Annotated in this window: 20 protein-coding genes and 1 other annotated feature (1 of these 21 only partly in view); of the genes, 2 read left to right on the top strand and 18 right to left on the bottom strand. The window is 36.4% G+C overall.

Translation table 11 applies throughout. From position 1 onward, the window contains the following. Positions 1–192 precede the first annotated feature (192 nt). The 16 genes from MKX96_RS09615 to MKX96_RS09540 form a co-directional block, all read right to left on the bottom strand. Positions 193–915: an HAD-IIB family hydrolase gene (locus MKX96_RS09615; protein ID WP_340883360.1), complete on the bottom strand. Its 723-nt coding sequence runs from the start codon at positions 913–915 to the stop codon at positions 193–195. Further along, complete coding sequence (locus MKX96_RS09610; protein ID WP_340883359.1) at positions 878–2,101, bottom strand: glycosyltransferase; 1,224 nt, start codon at positions 2,099–2,101, stop codon at positions 878–880. Before MKX96_RS09610 ends, MKX96_RS09615 begins: the two co-directional genes overlap by 38 nt. A 172-nt stretch (positions 2,102–2,273) precedes the next feature. Further along, positions 2,274–2,738 carry a hypothetical protein gene (locus MKX96_RS09605; protein ID WP_340883358.1) on the bottom strand — a complete coding sequence of 155 codons (465 nt, stop codon included), beginning with the start codon at positions 2,736–2,738 and terminating at the stop codon, positions 2,274–2,276. A 172-nt stretch (positions 2,739–2,910) separates the two neighbouring features. Continuing rightward, the gene (locus MKX96_RS09600) at positions 2,911–3,720 is read right to left on the bottom strand and encodes a YitT family protein (RefSeq protein ID WP_340883357.1); all 810 of its coding nucleotides are present in this window, start codon (positions 3,718–3,720) and stop codon (positions 2,911–2,913) included. Between the two features lie 291 nt (positions 3,721–4,011). After that, on the bottom strand, positions 4,012–4,791 hold the full coding sequence (locus MKX96_RS09595; RefSeq protein WP_340883355.1) for a sulfite exporter TauE/SafE family protein: 780 nt from the start codon (positions 4,789–4,791) through the stop codon (positions 4,012–4,014). A gap of 65 nt (positions 4,792–4,856) precedes the next feature. Next, positions 4,857–5,084: a sulfurtransferase TusA family protein gene (locus MKX96_RS09590; RefSeq protein ID WP_169358216.1), complete on the bottom strand. Its 228-nt coding sequence runs from the start codon at positions 5,082–5,084 to the stop codon at positions 4,857–4,859. A gap of 90 nt (positions 5,085–5,174) precedes the next feature. Further along, positions 5,175–6,302, bottom strand: coding sequence for an MBL fold metallo-hydrolase (locus MKX96_RS09585; protein WP_340883354.1), 1,128 nt, complete (start codon positions 6,300–6,302; stop codon positions 5,175–5,177). A 73-nt stretch (positions 6,303–6,375) separates the two neighbouring features. After that, positions 6,376–6,771 carry a DsrE/DsrF/DrsH-like family protein gene (locus tag MKX96_RS09580; protein ID WP_340883353.1) on the bottom strand — a complete coding sequence of 132 codons (396 nt, stop codon included), beginning with the start codon at positions 6,769–6,771 and terminating at the stop codon, positions 6,376–6,378. Between the two features lies 1 nt (position 6,772). Further along, positions 6,773–7,333, bottom strand: coding sequence for a sulfurtransferase TusA family protein (locus MKX96_RS09575; protein WP_340883352.1), 561 nt, complete (start codon positions 7,331–7,333; stop codon positions 6,773–6,775). Between the two features lie 54 nt (positions 7,334–7,387). Then, positions 7,388–7,684: a rhodanese-like domain-containing protein gene (locus MKX96_RS09570; protein ID WP_340883351.1), complete on the bottom strand. Its 297-nt coding sequence runs from the start codon at positions 7,682–7,684 to the stop codon at positions 7,388–7,390. 12 nt (positions 7,685–7,696) lie between these two features. Then, positions 7,697–8,038: a rhodanese-like domain-containing protein gene (locus MKX96_RS09565; protein ID WP_340883350.1), complete on the bottom strand. Its 342-nt coding sequence runs from the start codon at positions 8,036–8,038 to the stop codon at positions 7,697–7,699. A 10-nt stretch (positions 8,039–8,048) separates the two neighbouring features. Further along, a complete protein-coding gene (locus MKX96_RS09560; RefSeq protein WP_445678184.1) occupies positions 8,049–8,525 on the bottom strand; it encodes a DsrE/DsrF/DrsH-like family protein in 477 nt (158 codons plus the stop codon). Positions 8,526–8,575: 50 nt separating this feature from the next. Then, complete coding sequence (locus MKX96_RS09555; protein ID WP_340883348.1) at positions 8,576–8,836, bottom strand: metal-sensitive transcriptional regulator; 261 nt, start codon at positions 8,834–8,836, stop codon at positions 8,576–8,578. A 168-nt stretch (positions 8,837–9,004) separates the two neighbouring features. After that, positions 9,005–10,036, bottom strand: coding sequence for a TlpA family protein disulfide reductase (locus MKX96_RS09550; protein WP_340883347.1), 1,032 nt, complete (start codon positions 10,034–10,036; stop codon positions 9,005–9,007). Between the two features lie 360 nt (positions 10,037–10,396). Beyond that, complete coding sequence (locus MKX96_RS09545) at positions 10,397–12,088, bottom strand: FAD-dependent oxidoreductase (RefSeq protein WP_340883346.1); 1,692 nt, start codon at positions 12,086–12,088, stop codon at positions 10,397–10,399. Between the two features lie 1,184 nt (positions 12,089–13,272). Next, on the bottom strand, positions 13,273–13,677 hold the full coding sequence (locus MKX96_RS09540) for a VOC family protein (protein WP_340883345.1): 405 nt from the start codon (positions 13,675–13,677) through the stop codon (positions 13,273–13,275). A 111-nt stretch (positions 13,678–13,788) separates the two neighbouring features. Between MKX96_RS09540 and MKX96_RS09535 the strand changes: the two genes are divergently transcribed. Both MKX96_RS09535 and MKX96_RS09530 read left to right on the top strand, forming a co-directional pair. Continuing rightward, on the top strand, positions 13,789–14,484 hold the full coding sequence (locus tag MKX96_RS09535) for a Type 1 glutamine amidotransferase-like domain-containing protein (protein WP_340883344.1): 696 nt from the start codon (positions 13,789–13,791) through the stop codon (positions 14,482–14,484). A 232-nt stretch (positions 14,485–14,716) separates the two neighbouring features. After that, positions 14,717–14,881 (top strand): aspartyl-phosphate phosphatase Spo0E family protein, encoded by a 165-nt coding sequence (locus MKX96_RS09530; RefSeq protein ID WP_251552987.1) that lies wholly within the window; start codon positions 14,717–14,719, stop codon positions 14,879–14,881. A gap of 44 nt (positions 14,882–14,925) precedes the next feature. Here MKX96_RS09530 and MKX96_RS09525 read toward each other — a convergent pair whose 3' ends face one another. Beyond that, positions 14,926–15,678, bottom strand: coding sequence for an SDR family NAD(P)-dependent oxidoreductase (locus tag MKX96_RS09525; protein WP_340883343.1), 753 nt, complete (start codon positions 15,676–15,678; stop codon positions 14,926–14,928). Beyond that, positions 15,665–16,609, bottom strand: a complete 945-nt coding sequence (locus MKX96_RS09520; protein WP_340883342.1) for an MBL fold metallo-hydrolase — start codon at positions 16,607–16,609, stop codon at positions 15,665–15,667. The genes MKX96_RS09525 and MKX96_RS09520 overlap by 14 nt, the downstream gene beginning before the upstream one ends. Before the next feature lie 120 nt (positions 16,610–16,729). Further along, positions 16,730–16,758, top strand: a binding site (T-box leader) (it continues 181 nt past the right edge of the window).

The following is a 16,758-nucleotide window of genomic DNA, read 5'->3' as shown; positions in this document are numbered from 1 at the left end:
GCAACATTTCACAAACAAACCAATGCACGAAAAATCAACCCTAGCCATATACATAGCCAAAATTAATAAGAAGTATTAAGCGTATCAAAACAGATGAAATGCTCATCTTTAGCGTAAACAAAAAAGACTATAGACAACTTCAAATTTGTCTATAGTCTGAACGGATTTACGTATGAAATTTTAAATAATGATTTAATTATCATAAAAATGTAACCAAGCCTCATGAATTCCGCCTGCACAATTTTTAGTTGCTCTAAATAATTGAGGGTGGTCTTGAATAGCTCTTAGCTCTGGTTGCGCATTTGCTACTATAACAGATGGATATCCAAGACTTATCATTTCTTCGTCATTCCCTGAATCGCCTGCAATCAATATCGATGCTTGCTCATCTACATATTTTTCAATCACGTATGTCAAAGCAGATCCTTTTCCACTGTTCTCAGGGAGTATATCAATATCCCTTCCTGAGCTGAAGATAAATTTATGTGGTATATTAGCTTCTAGTAATTCTTGCTTGAGCTTTTTAACACTGCCTTTATCTTCTTGCACAGTATAAGAAATCCTAGATTCGTCTGGAAGCTTTTGTGGAACAATAGTTGGGTAATTAGAAGCGATTCTCTTAATAGCCTCTGGATTCCAATTTTTCTTCATTAAAAGATCCCATTCTTCATCTGGTTTAAGGTCATTGCCTATATATATGCCTGTTCCCACATCCGAGATTAAAATACTCGGCATTGGAATGTTAGCCTCTTTAATAAGATCTAAGGCTGACTCCCGATGCCTTCCTGTGACATAAACTAAAGTAACTTTCTTTTGTAGACCTTCAAAATAGGTAAGTAAGTCTTTTAAGTGTTTTTCATCACCAACAAGCGTTCCATCAAGATCGGTTGCTAGCATTTGCGTAATCATTTGCATATAACAATTCCTCATAAGTATGATCTATTTCTTTTGCAATGGAAGACCAATTAAAGATACGTTTTGCACGTTCTCCAGCTTCTCTGCCTAGTCTTTTTGCTAAAAGATTGTCTTTTAATATAGTTTTCATAGCTGAAGCCAGCTGAGACGGATCTTTGGGCTTTACCTGTAAGCCTGTTTTTCCATGAGACACTACATCTTTGAGTCCTCCGACTCCAGAAGCAATAACAGGTGTCCCACATGCTTGGGCTTCAGCTGCCACCATCCCAAAGGATTCATAGTATGACGGTACGATAACTGAAGTGGCTTTAGAAAAAAGATTACTTAATCCTTGTTGAGATTGAGGTCCTATGAATTCAATGTATTCCTCTATACCTTTAACTTGCTCCCTTAAATGGGGGTTGATAGGTAATCCTGAGTTGATGTCTATTTCTTCCTTATCACCACCAGCTAGCACCAATTTAGCATTAAGTTCTGGATTTTCCTTTTTTAATTTCTTAAAGGCATCTAATAGTGTGCCGATTCCTTTTGTCTTTTCCAGACGACCAGCATATACTAGCAACGGTTTAGTTACTGATTTTTTCTTGACCTGTGATTGGAATTCTTTTGCAACTCCAATAGATACTACTTCTATATTTGTATGTGGTCCTGCAAAGTCTTGAATTATTTGCTTTTCAACTTCGGTAGTGGCGATTACCTTATTCGCAGATGTTAAAATTTTCTTTTCTGCGTCTAATCGTATCGGGTTTGCAGTTCCAGTAGCTTGTTTTTTTGCGATACCTAATGAATGAGAAGTGTGAACGAGGGGAATACCAAACTCTTCTTTTAAAGCAAGCCCAAGTAAACCGGACATCCAATAATGAGAGTGAACAACATTATATTTTGGTATAGATAAATTGTTTTTAATTTCATCATAAAATTGTGGTAATAAATCATATATCTTATCTTTTGCCACATATCCTTTATGCCCTGCAGCAAATCTAATGACCCTTGACATATTTCCTAATTTCTCAACCTGTGGGGCATTGGGGTTACTCCAATGAGTAATTACATCTACAGCTATACCTCTTCTTCCAAGGGCAAGGGCAAGTTCTTTTACATAGTTGTTTTGACCTCCAGCTTGTTTACCACCTAGAGTTTCAAGTGGGTCCCCATGCTCGGAGATAAATAATATTCTTTTCCACATAACTAGCATCTCCCCTTATTTCTTAATAGTTCCTATAATGTAAATACCCCATTTTCAGACAATTAAACTTTAAATTATATTTATAAAGTAACTAAGTGATAAGTCCTTTTTTATTATAAGAAACAAAAAAGTACATAAAAAAAGAGCTTGGAAATAAATCTCCAGCTCTATGTTAATCTAATGCTTTTATTGCAAATTTCAATTTTGAATTGTTTCCATCACTTTCATCTGTATAAAACACTAAAATATTATTGCTTGTGTATGTTTTGTGGGTTTCCAGTTCCATTGTGGCAGTTTTTTTTTCAAAATCAGCCATCCCCTTTTGCCGTGCATCAACAGTTGAAAATACATAAATAGATAGTGTCTTACCATCTAGAAAATATGCTTTTGGTGACACCCCATTTAATGATTGGATAAAAGCATTTTCACGTGGTAAGTCTGCTTCTACTAATTCTAATCCTTGCTCTTTTATAGCTGTTTCTATCTTTTCAAAAGTAATATTGAAAGCAGTTCCTGTCGTTTCGAAAATTTTATCGGAGTTGTTTATATCTAAAGATGTTTTTTCATCAGTACCTTGTGGACTACATGCTCCGAGGACAAAAATGATAAATAAAAAAGATAATATATTTTTTGTCATATAATTACCTCCTACCCAATAAGACGAAATGGCTCACTATTTGTATCACCTTAAATAATATAATATTTAATCGGTTGAAAAGCAGGTGTCAGCAAACCACTTTAATATAAATCGAACCAAGCCTTTCACATAACCAATAAAAAAAGCCCAGAGTTTTCTGGACTTTACAAAATCAATTTTTATTAAATGCTCCCATGACTTCAATCGTTTCAGTAATATTTACAAACGCATTACTGTCTACTTCCTTAATCATTTTCTTTACTTCCCCTAGTTCATATCTCGTAATGACGGTAAAAAGCACTTTTCTTGGTTGTTTAGTATATGCTCCCTCTCCGTCCAAAACAGTGATCCCTCGGACTAAGCTTTTAAGCATCTTATCTTGAACTTCCTCACCTTTTTCAGTGATGATCATAAGAGTTACTTTTACATGTTTGGTATGAATGACATCTACTACTTTTCCGAATACGTATAGAACTAGTAATGTATACATCGTTTGCTCCCAGCCTATGAAGTAACCAGAAGCTAATACAATGACACTGTTCATGACTAGCATTAAAGTACCTAAGGAGAAATCCTTCTTTTTGGTAATAACAAGCCCAATAATATCTATTCCACCAGTAGAGCCATTGAATTTAATAATCATTCCGGTAGCCGCACCACCAATTACTGCTCCAAAAACTGAGGACAATAAAATATCTTCTGTAATCTGATAAACCGGAATATATTGCATTGCTAAACTCGTAAGGAAAACAGAATACATACTATATGCTACAAATTTTTTCCCAATACTTATGAATCCTAAAACAAAAACTGGAATATTTAGGATGAAAATTATCCAACCAATATTCCATCCGGTTAGAATACCTATTATCATCCCAATACCAGAAAACCCACCAAGAATAACTTCATGAGGCACTAAGAATAAGTTCAGTGCAACAGCCATTAATAACGAACCCAAAGTAATAACAATAAAATTTTTCATGTCTTGCTCCTTAAATTTAATCGAACTTAACTATACATCATTTTATTAAAAAAACGTATGTTTAATAAAAAAAAGTTTATTGAGTCAATTTAAAATTTCATGGGTTGTTTCATTAATAACCATCTTTTCATAAAATTATTACTGTATTTGATGTAAGTCTGGATTATCTAGGAAGTAATTATGATATAGATTTATAATAAAGATTCATAGAAATCTTAGCCAAAGTGTAACATCAGTCGAAAACAAAAACCTTGATTCACGAGATACATCTTTAATTCTTTTCTTCGTGTGTTACTGCAAAATATCAATCCAAATTTTAATTGCTGTTGCCCCAATCATAATAGCTAGCAGCCATTGTAAAATTTTCACGTTCATTTTTTGACCAATTTTTGCTCCTAGAGGGGCTGCGATGATACTTGCGATAATCATTATGAACGCAGGCCAGTACTCAATTTGACCAGTCATGATTTTACCTACACTACCACCAATAGAAGAAATAAAGGTGATTGCTAAACTGGTCGCAATTGTAACACGTGTTGGTATTTTTAAAACGGTAAGCATTATTGGTACTAGTAAAAATCCACCCGCTGCTCCGACGATCCCAGATCCAACTCCAACAATGAGCGCTAGGCTACTTGCAAGAACTTTATTGAACGAAATTTTAGCGTTTTCCTCTATAGTCTTACGTGGAATAAACATCATAACTGCTGCAATTATAGCGAGTGTTCCGTACACAATATTAACAGCGTCTTCAGATAAAAATCCTGAACCGTAACTACCAATAAAGCTTCCGAGTAAAATTGCTCCACCCATGTAAATGATCAGTTCCTTATGGAGCAGCCCACTTTTTCGATATGCCCAAACACCTGCAATAGAAGCGAAGAATACTTGAATAGCACTAATTCCTGATACTTCATGCGCAGAAAATGCTACCAGTCCAAATAGTGGTGGAACGTATAATAGCAAGGGGTATTTAATGATGGAGCCCCCAACTCCTAACATGCCCGAAACAAATGACCCTATAAAGCCAAGGGCAAAAATAACAACTATAAATGTAATGGAAAGATCCATAATGTCTGTCCCTTCTTTCTGTAAAAAAAGCGAGTAGAAGCATATTCTACTCGCTATTTATACTGTTAAGCTTTTTGAATGTAAAAGAATAGCACGCCGTCTTCCTCTTTTTGTTCAACAATTGTATGCCCGCCAGCTGCTGCCCACGCTGTAAAGTCATTTAACGCACCTTTATCCGTAACAAGTACTTCTAGTATTTCTCCCGAATTAATCGTATCAATTGTTTTTTTCGTACGAACGATTGGCATTGGACATGCTAATCCTTTTGCATCTAATGTTTTTGTAATGTTCATGTTATATTCCTCTTCTCGAATTATTTTTTGTCAGTATAAACTTATCTCCAAGAGACAAGCTTATGAATCATATTTCCTTTGTTATGAAAATTAACGTACTGCACAACGGTTTGGTCCGATTTCCATTTCCGTTTGCTCTTCATTACTTGGTGTAATTTTGCCCATGTTCACATGGCGAATTTCCTGATAGGCATTTGGTTGAGGAGGCAAGTTGTCTGTTACCATTGAACGGAATACTTCCTCGTCTTCTACATTTAAGCCATGATTTTCTGCAAACAGATCTCCTAAACGTTTTGCTACAGTACCATTTTCGTTTAGCTCTTCAATAATCATAAAGTGTGCTGGTAATACGATTAGATCTTCAGCTAGTGAACGATAGCGAGAGTATAATGTTTCGCGTAAATCTGCTACCCAATCCTCTGCCAGGCCGGCTAAATCAGGACGCCCAATCGAATCGATGAATAAAATATCTCCTGTTAATAAGTACTTATCATCAATCACAAATGAAGTAGAACCAATTGTATGACCTGGTGAGTAAAGTGCACCTACTTCAATTTTTGATGAACCGAGCTGGACTGCTAACCCGTCTGTCAAAGGTGTATAGTCAAATACAACTTCTTCTGCATCCTTCGGTGGTAAATAATAGGTTGCTCCTGTTTCAGCAGCGATATGACGTCCACCTGAAATATGGTCGGCGTGTAAGTGAGTATCAAATACATGCTTGATTTCTACACCTTTTTCCTGTGCAAACTTTGTAAATATTTCTGTGAAACGGACTGCATCTATAAGTGCTGCCTCACCTTCAGAAATTGCCATGTAGGATAAGCAGCCTTTTCCTAAACGTACGAATTGATATAACTCGCCACCATTTGCAAGGTCTCCTACTTTAATTGGCTCTAAATACATAGACCAGGATTTCATTCCACCACTCAAATATCCAACTTCTAGGCCTGCATCTGATAACATTTCTGCTATCATTATGGATGAGCCTTCCTTCGCACAAACTACTAAGATGTCTTTGTCTTTCGGAATTTGTGGTAATAACTCTTCCACGCCATCTAATAGATCAAAATACGGAATATTTAAATACTCAAATTTATGACCTTCGATCTTCCAATCCTCAAATGCATCTGCATTTCGGACGTCTAATATAAATAATTCTTTGTTATCAATTACTTTGCGAGCTACATCAGCAGCTGTCCATATATTTACTGTCATAAACAAGTACCCCCATAGGTATAATTTTATTTAAATTTTTTAGGTCGGAAGGGAATTCCCTCCCATTACCTAATTAAAATGTTAATGTTGGTGCTGCGTCTTTTGCGAATTCTAAGAACGTAACTGCTCCACCGACTTCAATATCATCTACAAAATCATTTTTTGTTAAGCCCATAACATCCATTGTCATTTGGCAAGCAATAAATTTCACACCTAGCTCTTGAGCCATCTCCACCAATTGTGGAATTGCTGGTACTTGTGCCTTAGTGAAGCCTTCCGCAAAATGCTCTTTGCCTGCTGGCATTTCAAGTGCGTGCATACCTTGCTTATGGATAAGGTTCAAGCCTTCAAAAGTAAAGAAAATTGCTACTTCCTTATCAGAAGCTGCCGCTGCTGTTGCGATATTAAATACTTTATATGCATCAAATAAACCGCCGTTAGATGCAATTATTGCTACTTTGTTTGACATATTATTCAACCTCTTTCTGTAATTCGCCTTCATACCCTGACATACCAGGTAAGACATTATATATATTTTTAAATCCTGCTTTTGACAATTGCTGTGCTGCCATATCCGAGCGAGTACCAGTACGGCAAATGACATAAATAGTTTGCTCTTGATCTAATTCAGTTAAACGATTTTCTAACTCACCCATTGGGATCGATTTCGCACCGGGGATATGGCCGAATCCATACTCTGCTGCTTCGCGCACATCTAAGATTAAGCCATCACCAGCGATTGCTTCTTCATTTGAAACCGTTTGTTCAAATGACTTTTCTTGTTGATCGCTAATTTCTGGATTGCATTTTCGAATATAATGATAAAACACACCATTTTCTTCATGAGAACCGATGTATTGGTGCCCTACTGTTTTTGACCAAGCTGCTAAATCCGCGACAGAGCCTTTATCTGTTGCTTGGATTTCTAAAACTTGACCTTCTTCTACTTCATTCATTGCTTTTTTAGTTTTTACTATTGGCATTGGACAAGCCAAGCCCTTTGCATCTAATTGCACATCTGATTTAAACATTTGTTACCTCCACCTATACCAGTTAGGGTATAAATTATTTTTAAAAATATATATTTATTTAACTTCGCCATTCCATTCCAGCATTCCGCCAGACATATTTGTCACATCAAAACCTTGCGATTCTAAAAACGTTGTTGCTTGGCCACTGCGCCCACCTGAACGGCAAACCATAATATACGGTTTAGTTTTATCTAACTCGTGTAAACGAAATTCTAACAAGTTCAGTGGAATATGGATAATGCCAGGGATATGACCTGACTCAACTTCTGCAACTTCACGCACGTCAATTAAATTTAAGTCTTCCCCTGCTTGTAGCTTTTGTTGTACTTGCTCTGGTAAAATTGTTTTCATTTTAATATCCTCCTAATATGCACTCATGCCACCACGGACATTCGTTACTTTAGTAAATCCCAATTTCTTTAATTGCTTACACGCTTGACTTGATCGCATACCACTTTGACAGATTACAATGATTTCCTTGTCTTTTGGTAACTTCGAAAAATCAGAACCAAGTGGTATATTTTTAAATTGGGGTATATTTCGTGATTTGAATTCACCTTTTGTTCTTACATCGACAAATACTTTATCCTTATCGTTAATAATTTGTTTTAACTGTCCCGTAGATATATTTTGAATACCTTTTGTCGGTTTAAAGCGCCATATTATAAACACTGCTACGACTGCTATGATAAGTATTGTTTCCATATGTCACCTCTTATATGAATAAGTTTACATTGCCATTTTCTGCATCTGCTAAATAAGCTGCAACACCTGCATACTGAATACCATCTAAAAGCTCTTCTTTTTGAAGGCCAAGTAAATCCATTGTCATCGTACAAGTTACTATTTTAATATCTTGCTCTTGAGCCATCTCCACAAGCTGTGTTAGCGTTAATGCATTGTGCTTATTCATCACATGCTTAATCATTTTTGGTCCCATTCCTAGCATTTGCATTTTAGATAAACCGAGCTTTTCTGCACCTCGAGGCATCATCTTTGCAAACATTTTTTCTAGAAATCCTTTTTTCACAGCAACTGATTCTTGCTTGCGTAACGCATTAATTCCCCAGAACGTGTGAAAAATAGTTACTTCGTGGTCATAAGCTGCTGCACCATTCGCAATAATATAGGCAGCCATTGCCTTATCATAATCTCCACTAAATAAAACGATTGTTGTTCTTTTCTTTTCCATAAATATCTCCTTACCCGTATAGGTATTTTTTATTTTAAAAATAAAAAGTCTTATCGACTTTTTACTAATAGATCAACTGCTTGCTTTACCATTGCATTTTTATCAAGAGTTTCTACACTTTCTTTAGATAAACACTCAACTAAATTATCTGTGACAATAACACCAATTGTACGATCTACAGCAGAACGAACAGCACTTAGTTGTGTAATCACATCTTTACAATCTTTTTCTTCTTCCATCATACGTAGTATACCTCTAAGCTGGCCTTCTACTTTTTTCATCCTTGCTGTAACCTTCGCATCATATTGCATCATCTCACCTCATTTAATTCATATTTGTTCTAAACACATATTACTACCCCATAGGGTATATGTCAATACAAAAGATTAAAAGCTTTGCACCTCATTTGCGAGAGAACAAGAATATGAAGGTCATAATAGGATGTGAGGTGGCCACTTCCTATAATTTGATGAGATAAATCATTTATACTTGTTCGTTAAATTTCGTAAAACCTCTTCACTTACCGGTCCTATAATCCGTTCTAGTTCTTGCCCTTCCTTATTTAGAACTACCGTAGTGGGTATAGAAACAATATTATAGGACCTACCAAACCGATCCTTTTCATCTAACAAAATAGGATACGTCACTTCATGTGTTGTCATAAACTCTGCTAATTCCTTCGGACCATTATCACGGTCAGTCAAATTGATCCCAATCAATTCCACTTGATCTGGTAAATCTTCAGCAAAATTTTGTAAATGCGGCATCTCTGCCTGACATGGTGGACACCAAGTCGCAAAGAAATTCACCACTGTGAGCTTCTGGTCTTTCTCAGATAAAATATATCTATCATTTGAGGTAGTATTTAAATCGATTGCAACTCTATCAGATGTAGAAACTGTCGCACGTAAATCAGTCACTGTCATTGCCATTAAGCTTAGTACACCAACTAAAGCAATTTGCTGATAGCTTTTCTTTTTTAAAATTAAAGACACAATACTCAATAAATGTGCTATGACTAGTGCATCCATCCATCCACTTACCCATAAAAGAATTGGCCACTGAACAATTAATATCCACTGTTTCTCTTTCATTTCGAGTAAGACTAATACTGCTAACCATATACTTGCAATGACCCATTGCTCCATTAAGATATAGCTTACGAATTGGTGGGCTGCTACAAAGCGGGTCCAATATTGCCATAGCACCTCCCATTCAATTCCTGCTCGATGCTTTACAAGTACAATCATCATCATTAAGAAGGCTAATATATTTCCTTTTAAACCTCCATCAAAGTAGAGAATTGACATAGGTGCTCGGACGAAGCTTTCCCATGCAAATAGGATATAACTAAACTTCCAGATTAAAACGTAAAACCAAAAAAGACGACTAATTATTTTGTCAGTATTTTCATCTTTATTTCTGTTTCTAAAATCGCTGTAGAAAATAGCGATAAAAAACGCAATCCAGGTAATGGGGATTGAAAATTGCCCCAAGGTTATATAAGTCATAAACATCTCCCTTGCATATAAAGGTAGTTCAATCCCAAATGGTGAAATCATTATTTAAAAGGCATGGTAAAGGTTCGGGTTGATTTAGGATGCTCTCTAAATCGGATAGTAGTATTGATTTCCGCGCCAGCCGGACGCTTTCCGTGGGGTGAGCGTTAAGCCATCACCCGTCGCTTACGCGCGCGGTTGTGATGACTTAACTGTCTCACTCATCCCACAGGAGTCGCCGTCTGGCGCTCCAATCAATAAATGGAGTAGGGCTGTAGCTATAATCTATTTATGTACTAACTAGCCATTTAAAATGTACAGTCAGTATAAAAACGCAATGTCTATCCAAGTCAACCAATAACTTTAACAAAGCTATTTAAAATTATATTTCGTCACGATTGGTTCACGATTTTTCTGCTGATCATTAAAATATTCGTATAAGCTTATTCCTAAAAATGAGCCCGAAACATTAAAAACTTCATCATAACCGCTATGCACTAATGCCATGACAGCATTATAACTGCGCTGTGCTGAACGACAATGAACATATACAGGGATATCCTTTGGAATCTCATGCATGCGCTCACGTAACTGACTTAAAGGAATATTCTTTGCACCCTTCACTGCTCCAATTGCAAATTCATTGGGCTCTCGCACATCTACAATAAATGCTCCCGATTCAACTAATGAACGTACGTCACTTACACGTACTTGTTTAAAACGTCCTGCCATCATATTCGTTGCCACCAGTGCCGCTAAATTCACAACATCTTTAGCAGTAGAAAACATTGGAGAATAGGAAAGCTCTAAGTCTTTTAAATCTTCAATTGTTCCATTCATTGTAATTAGGGTTGCTATTACATCGATACGCTTATCTGCATTACCTTTTCCGATAGCTTGTGCACCAACAATACGTCCTGTAGGAACTTCATAAATCAATTTAAAATGTAATGGGTTGCTCGATGGCATCAGCCCAACTTTATCTGGAGCAATTACGTACACTGCATCCACTGGTATGCCAATTTCTTTCGCAGTACGTTCATTTAATCCTGTAGCGGCAGCTGCATAATCAAACACTTGAATACTTGAAGAACCAATTACACCCTTATTTGCATTATGAATACCATATATATGATCTGCAGCTGCACGTGCTTGACGCTGTGCTGGCCCAGCTAATGCTAAACGTGTTGGTTTATTCATTAAACGGTGATATACTTCGATTGCATCTCCAACCGCATATATATTTGTATCATTTGTTTGGTAATTTTGATTTACTTTAATGGCGCCTGTCTCACCAATCTCCAGTCCTGCCTCAACCGCAAGGGAAGTTTCTGGACGAACACCAATTGCCAATACTACGATATCCGCTTCTATTACTTTGCCAGAGCTTAAAGTAATAGAGGACATATTAATCTCAGCTAAGCCATCGTCTACCACCAACTGAATACCTTGATCCATCATTTCCTTATGCAATATTTGTACCATATCTTCATCAAATGGAGTGAGAATCTGAGGTGCATGTTCGATCAATGCAACATCACGCCCAGCTAAGCGAAGGTTTTCAGCCACTTCTACACCTATAAATCCACCACCAATAATCGCAATATTTTTTGCGTCTTTTTTGACAATCGCATCTTGTAATTTTTCAATATCGACTACATTTCGCACAGTAAATACATGTGGTAAATCTGTTCCAGGTAGCTTTGGTATAATAGGGCTTGCTCCTGGCGATAAGATTAACTTATCATAAGATTCATTAGAGAGTTCACCTGTTTCCGCATTTTTAATCGTTACCGTTCTTTCATCACGGTTAATCGAAACGACCTCATTGTTAACACGTGCGTCAATATTATATTTCGATTCAAAGGAATCTGGTGTCATCATTAATAGACGTTTGCTATCTTCTACGATCCCGCTTAAATGAAATGGTAATGAACAATTTGAAAAAGATACATGAGGACCTTTTTCAAACATAACTATATGTGCTTGCTCATCTAAGCGTCGAATTCTGGCAGCTGCCGAAGCTCCACCAGCCACACCACCAATAACCACTATTTTCTTCATCCATATTACCTCCATATGATTGTTTATATCACTAGCTACCGTTTCAAGAACCTTTTAATTTGAAAAACACGATGGTTCTATTCTGCTCATGTCATCACGCATTGCTTACGTAAGACTGTTATAATAACTTCTGCTACTGCAATGCATACATGAAAATTTTCTTGAAAAGATTAATTATCAGGTTAAATTCCACTTACTTTCATCACTTACATTATACCCCTACAGGTATAATGTCAACAAAAAACTATTCTTTTAATAGAGTTTATTGCTCATAGATGACCGTACAGCATTACTAAACCAAAATAACTTATATGTATAATAAATTCCCCAAGTCCAGTAGTCGTCATACGCTGTTCACATTGCTTAAATACTATGATAATATTTTATTATCTAAAAATTCTAATTACACAACTGGCATTCTTAAATAAAAATACATTTGTCTCAAAGAAGTGCGGTGTTAGTAGGAGCGTCCTGCTGTATATAATATTGAAGAGGCTGGGACAAAAGTTCCCTTAAAATAAAGCATTGTTGTTTTCCGTTCCAGCGGACGCTTTCCGGGGGCACGGCTTCAATCTCCTCGTCGCTTTGCTCCTGCGGGGCTTTCAGCTCGCGCTGTTCCCCCAGGAGTCGCCGCCTCCTCTCCAAACAAACATAAAAGAGAACTTTTTATTAAAAAAACATTGTTAAAGCTATTAGTTGATTTTGATTAAAAATTTCTTTTTTATAGTGACTGTAAACATTATAAAAGTGACAATTCAAAGAACTATTAAAAGCATAAATAGATTATGAAATGTGGTGAGAGTCTATTTCCAAGCTTTGTTTATGCGAGTAATTTTATAGATCTTTATCGCTGTATAAAAGCCGTTTGCATTATTGATTGGAGTGCCAGACGGCGACTCCGGCGGGATGAGTGAGACAGATAAGACATCACAACCACGCGCGTAAGCGATGGGTGATGGCTTATCGCTCACCCCGCGGAAAGCGTCCGGCTGGTGCGGAAATCAATTCTACTTTCTAATTTAAAGATTTATTTGCTTCATAAATCAACCCTATCTTTTTATATAGCCTAAAAAAATAAGTTACCTTAAAAAAAATAAAGAAGTGAAATCACGTTGTTATTTCACTTCTTTTAATTTATTTACCAGTTATGTCCCAGCCTCTTCATTTGCAATCTATTTAATATGTCAGATTCCTGAATCGTTCATGAGCACCACTCTCCACCCGTCTGGATCTTCAAATGTAACCCCATTCTTCTCCCAATATGGATTTTCTGATGAGACAGTAGGGTATCCCATATCAATTAATTGATTAACTAGAGTGTCTAGAATGAGTTTTTGAGGAATATAAAAAACAAGTAAATTATCCTTAGAAGGACTAGGACATGGTGACCCGTCCTTATGAGCAGTAAATTCTAAGTGGTACAACTTGTTTGGCAAACCAATCATCACCCCATCGTAGCCGTCATGATCCTTGAAGCTTCCAATTTTCTTTAATCCTAAGCCTTTGTGGTAAAACTCAATAACCTGACTTAACTTATCAGTAGGTCTTGCAATTCTTGTTTGAGCTATGCTATTTTGCCAATGATTCATCGCATTGTCCCCTTTTCGATGAATTGTATCATGTAATATATACCCCTTACTTCCACCATTCGAATGAACTTATGTAGAACATTAACTATTAACTATAGAAGGAGTGTTAAAATGAGACAAATTATTGCAATGGGTGGCGGTGGTTTCTCCATGGAGCCAGACAATCCACTGTTAGATCAATACATATTAGGACAAGCAAAGAAGCAATCACCTAAAGTTTGCTTTATACCAACTGCGAGTGGGGATCAAGACAACTACACAAACAGGTTTTACGAATCGTTTAATAATCTAGAGTGCGCGACCTCTCACCTTTCGTTATTCGAGCCCAACTTTAGTGACTTGGAAGAGTTTATTTTGGAGCAAGATGTTCTGTATGTCGGTGGAGGAAATACTCGAAATATGCTAGTGCTTTGGAAGGAATGGGGACTAGATAACATTATTTTAAAGGCTTATAAAAAAGGTATTATTTTAGCAGGTCTTAGTGCAGGTTCTATTTGCTGGTTTGAGGAAGGACTGACCGATCCATTAAATGGTCCGTTATATAAGCTTGACTGTCTTGGAATTTTAAAAGGAAGTAATTGTCCCCACTACGATGGAGAAAGTAAAAGAAGACCAGCTTATAAAGAAATGATTGCTGAAAACAAAATGAAACCTGGTTATGCAGTAGAAGATGGAGTTGCTTTACATTTCGTGGATGAGCAATTACATATATCCGTTAGCTCTCATATAGATCGTAAAGCGTATTTTGTCAATAGCATGGATTATGCAGTTGAAGAACTTGAAATAAGTACTAAGTACCTAGGTTAATAATATCCATATACTTGGATATTAAAATACTAGTCAAATTTTCTTTGATAGAGTACAAGGAAGCAACATTTCTACTACATAGATGCATAAATACAATAAAAAAATAAAAAATATTTTAATTTCCTCCACAGTTTGACAAATTTTTCATTAATGATACTTTACAATAAAAAAAGTTCATCATTATACCAAGAAACCATTACAGTAAAAATCTGTTAAACGGAGGAAATTATCAGTGGAAACCAAGTGGCATGAAACATCATTATTGATCTTAATAACTAGTAAAAGAAATGATATGTACAAAAAAGCAAAAAGTCTCGGGTTTACTCATCCTGTTGTAGTAGCATGTAGCCAAGAGCTCGATCAACTATTGAATGTTTATCAAGGAAAAGTATCTTGATCATACAAAAAACCAATCAACTATAGCATTGATTGGTTTTTTCGTTATTTTTTATTGAAAAAGCTTTTACCTAGTAATTCAACAGTTTTAGGAAAAACAGCATATAACTTACTAGTGAAACTCATATAAAAAGGTAAATCTACCTCTCTAACAGGCTTATCAATGACTTTCTTAATAGCATCTACAACATTTTGAGGAGAAAGCAAATGTTTGCTCATTTTCTCACGGTAGCCCCCTGTTTGGTCTGCTAAATCTAAAAATGGAGTATCTATCGGACCAGGATTAATAGTGCTCACATGAATACCATATTCCTTTAACTCCATTCGGGCTGCATTTGCAAACCCAATGATTGCATGCTTAGTTGCTGCATACGCAGAAGCCTTAGGTGTGGCAACCTTACCTGCCTGTGATGCTACAATAATAAAATGTCCTGAATTTCTCTCTTTCATCAGCTTTGCAAAATAGTTGGTGAGCATAATAGGTGCTTTTACATTCACACTCAGCATTTGATCTATCTGTTCTTCCTTTAAATCTGTTAGATAAGCAAAGGTACCCACTCCTGCGTTTAATATGACAACATCTGGGGTTTCCACCTTCTCAAAGAGATTTCCATAAGCCGTTTCTGTCGTTAAATCAGCAACAAGGACATGGACTCCTTGCTTTTCCAGCTGATCTAGGGCATTAGTATTTCTCCCTGTTGCATACACCTCATGACCATCCTTTTGCAGTTGTAGCGCCAGCATAAATCCTATACCACTTGTGGCACCAGTAATGAGAATCCTCTTACGCTTGTTCATATAAAAGAATTCCTTCGTCTGTCCGCTTTTCTTGAATGAGACCGTTGTCCATTAAATAATCTATTTGTCCGATTGTTTCAGATAACGTCAAACCAAGCTCTTTTTCGTAGACCTTTGGAAACAACCTCTGAGTTAGTTCAAAAATAGTCTTTTCCCCATCCTTCATCATTTCAAGAACATTTAATGCTCTCTCCCGTTGTCTTACTAAACGAGAGGATATTAAATCAGCGACTCCAAATACCTCATTTCCATGGCCACTGTATACTTTTTGAACGCCCAATGCTTGCACTCTTTTTAACGCTTCATTATACTGAAGCATCGATTTTGGACGAGGTGCGGATTTGTCCAACGGTGGCTCTATTAATGGATTAGAAGAAATTTTTTCAAGGATTAAATCCCCACCAATTAACACCCCATTTTGTTCGTCCCATAAGGAAATATGACTCTGCGCATGACCCAAAGTTTCTAAAACCTGCATATTTGGATGACCTGGTATTGTATCTCCTTCCTTCAACATCGCATCTAATGAACGATTACCGATGAAATTTAATGGTCTCCTCATCTTTTCAATCCATTTTAAGTATTGTTCAGGAACACCTTCCTCGACCAAACAGTTATAGTAAAATTCATCATGATAAGATAAAAATTCTTGATCTTTTCTTAGCCATACTTGGTTATATTTGTGTCCTAGAATCTGCGCTTTTTCAAACGCCTCGATCCAACCCGAATGATCAGGATGATGATGACTAAGGATGACTTGTTCTATATCATTAAGATCATAACCTGCTTCGTTTATACCACTTTTTAAAGCTACTAGTGCTTGTTCCGTTTTTGGCCCTGCATCTACTAGAGTAAGTACATCCCCTTTTATAAGGTATGCATTAACATCCCCTACAGCAAAAGGCGTCGGAATAATTATCTTATGTATCATCTTTTTGTTTCTCCTTTACATGAATGACTATTCATTTATTTTACAGGTTAATAAGTTAGGAGTCACTAAATTAGATTGACTTTTTGTAAAATGACCTCTATAATTTCATTAATTCAGATAATTCTTGCTATGAAGAAGACTAGTACATA

Origin of the sequence: Psychrobacillus sp. FSL W7-1493 (assembly GCF_038004905.1) — a bacterium.
Taxonomy (GTDB): Bacteria; Bacillota; Bacilli; order Bacillales_A; family Planococcaceae; genus Psychrobacillus.
Note: the sequence above shows the minus strand (reverse complement) of the source record. Positions and strands in the feature narration are given on the sequence as shown.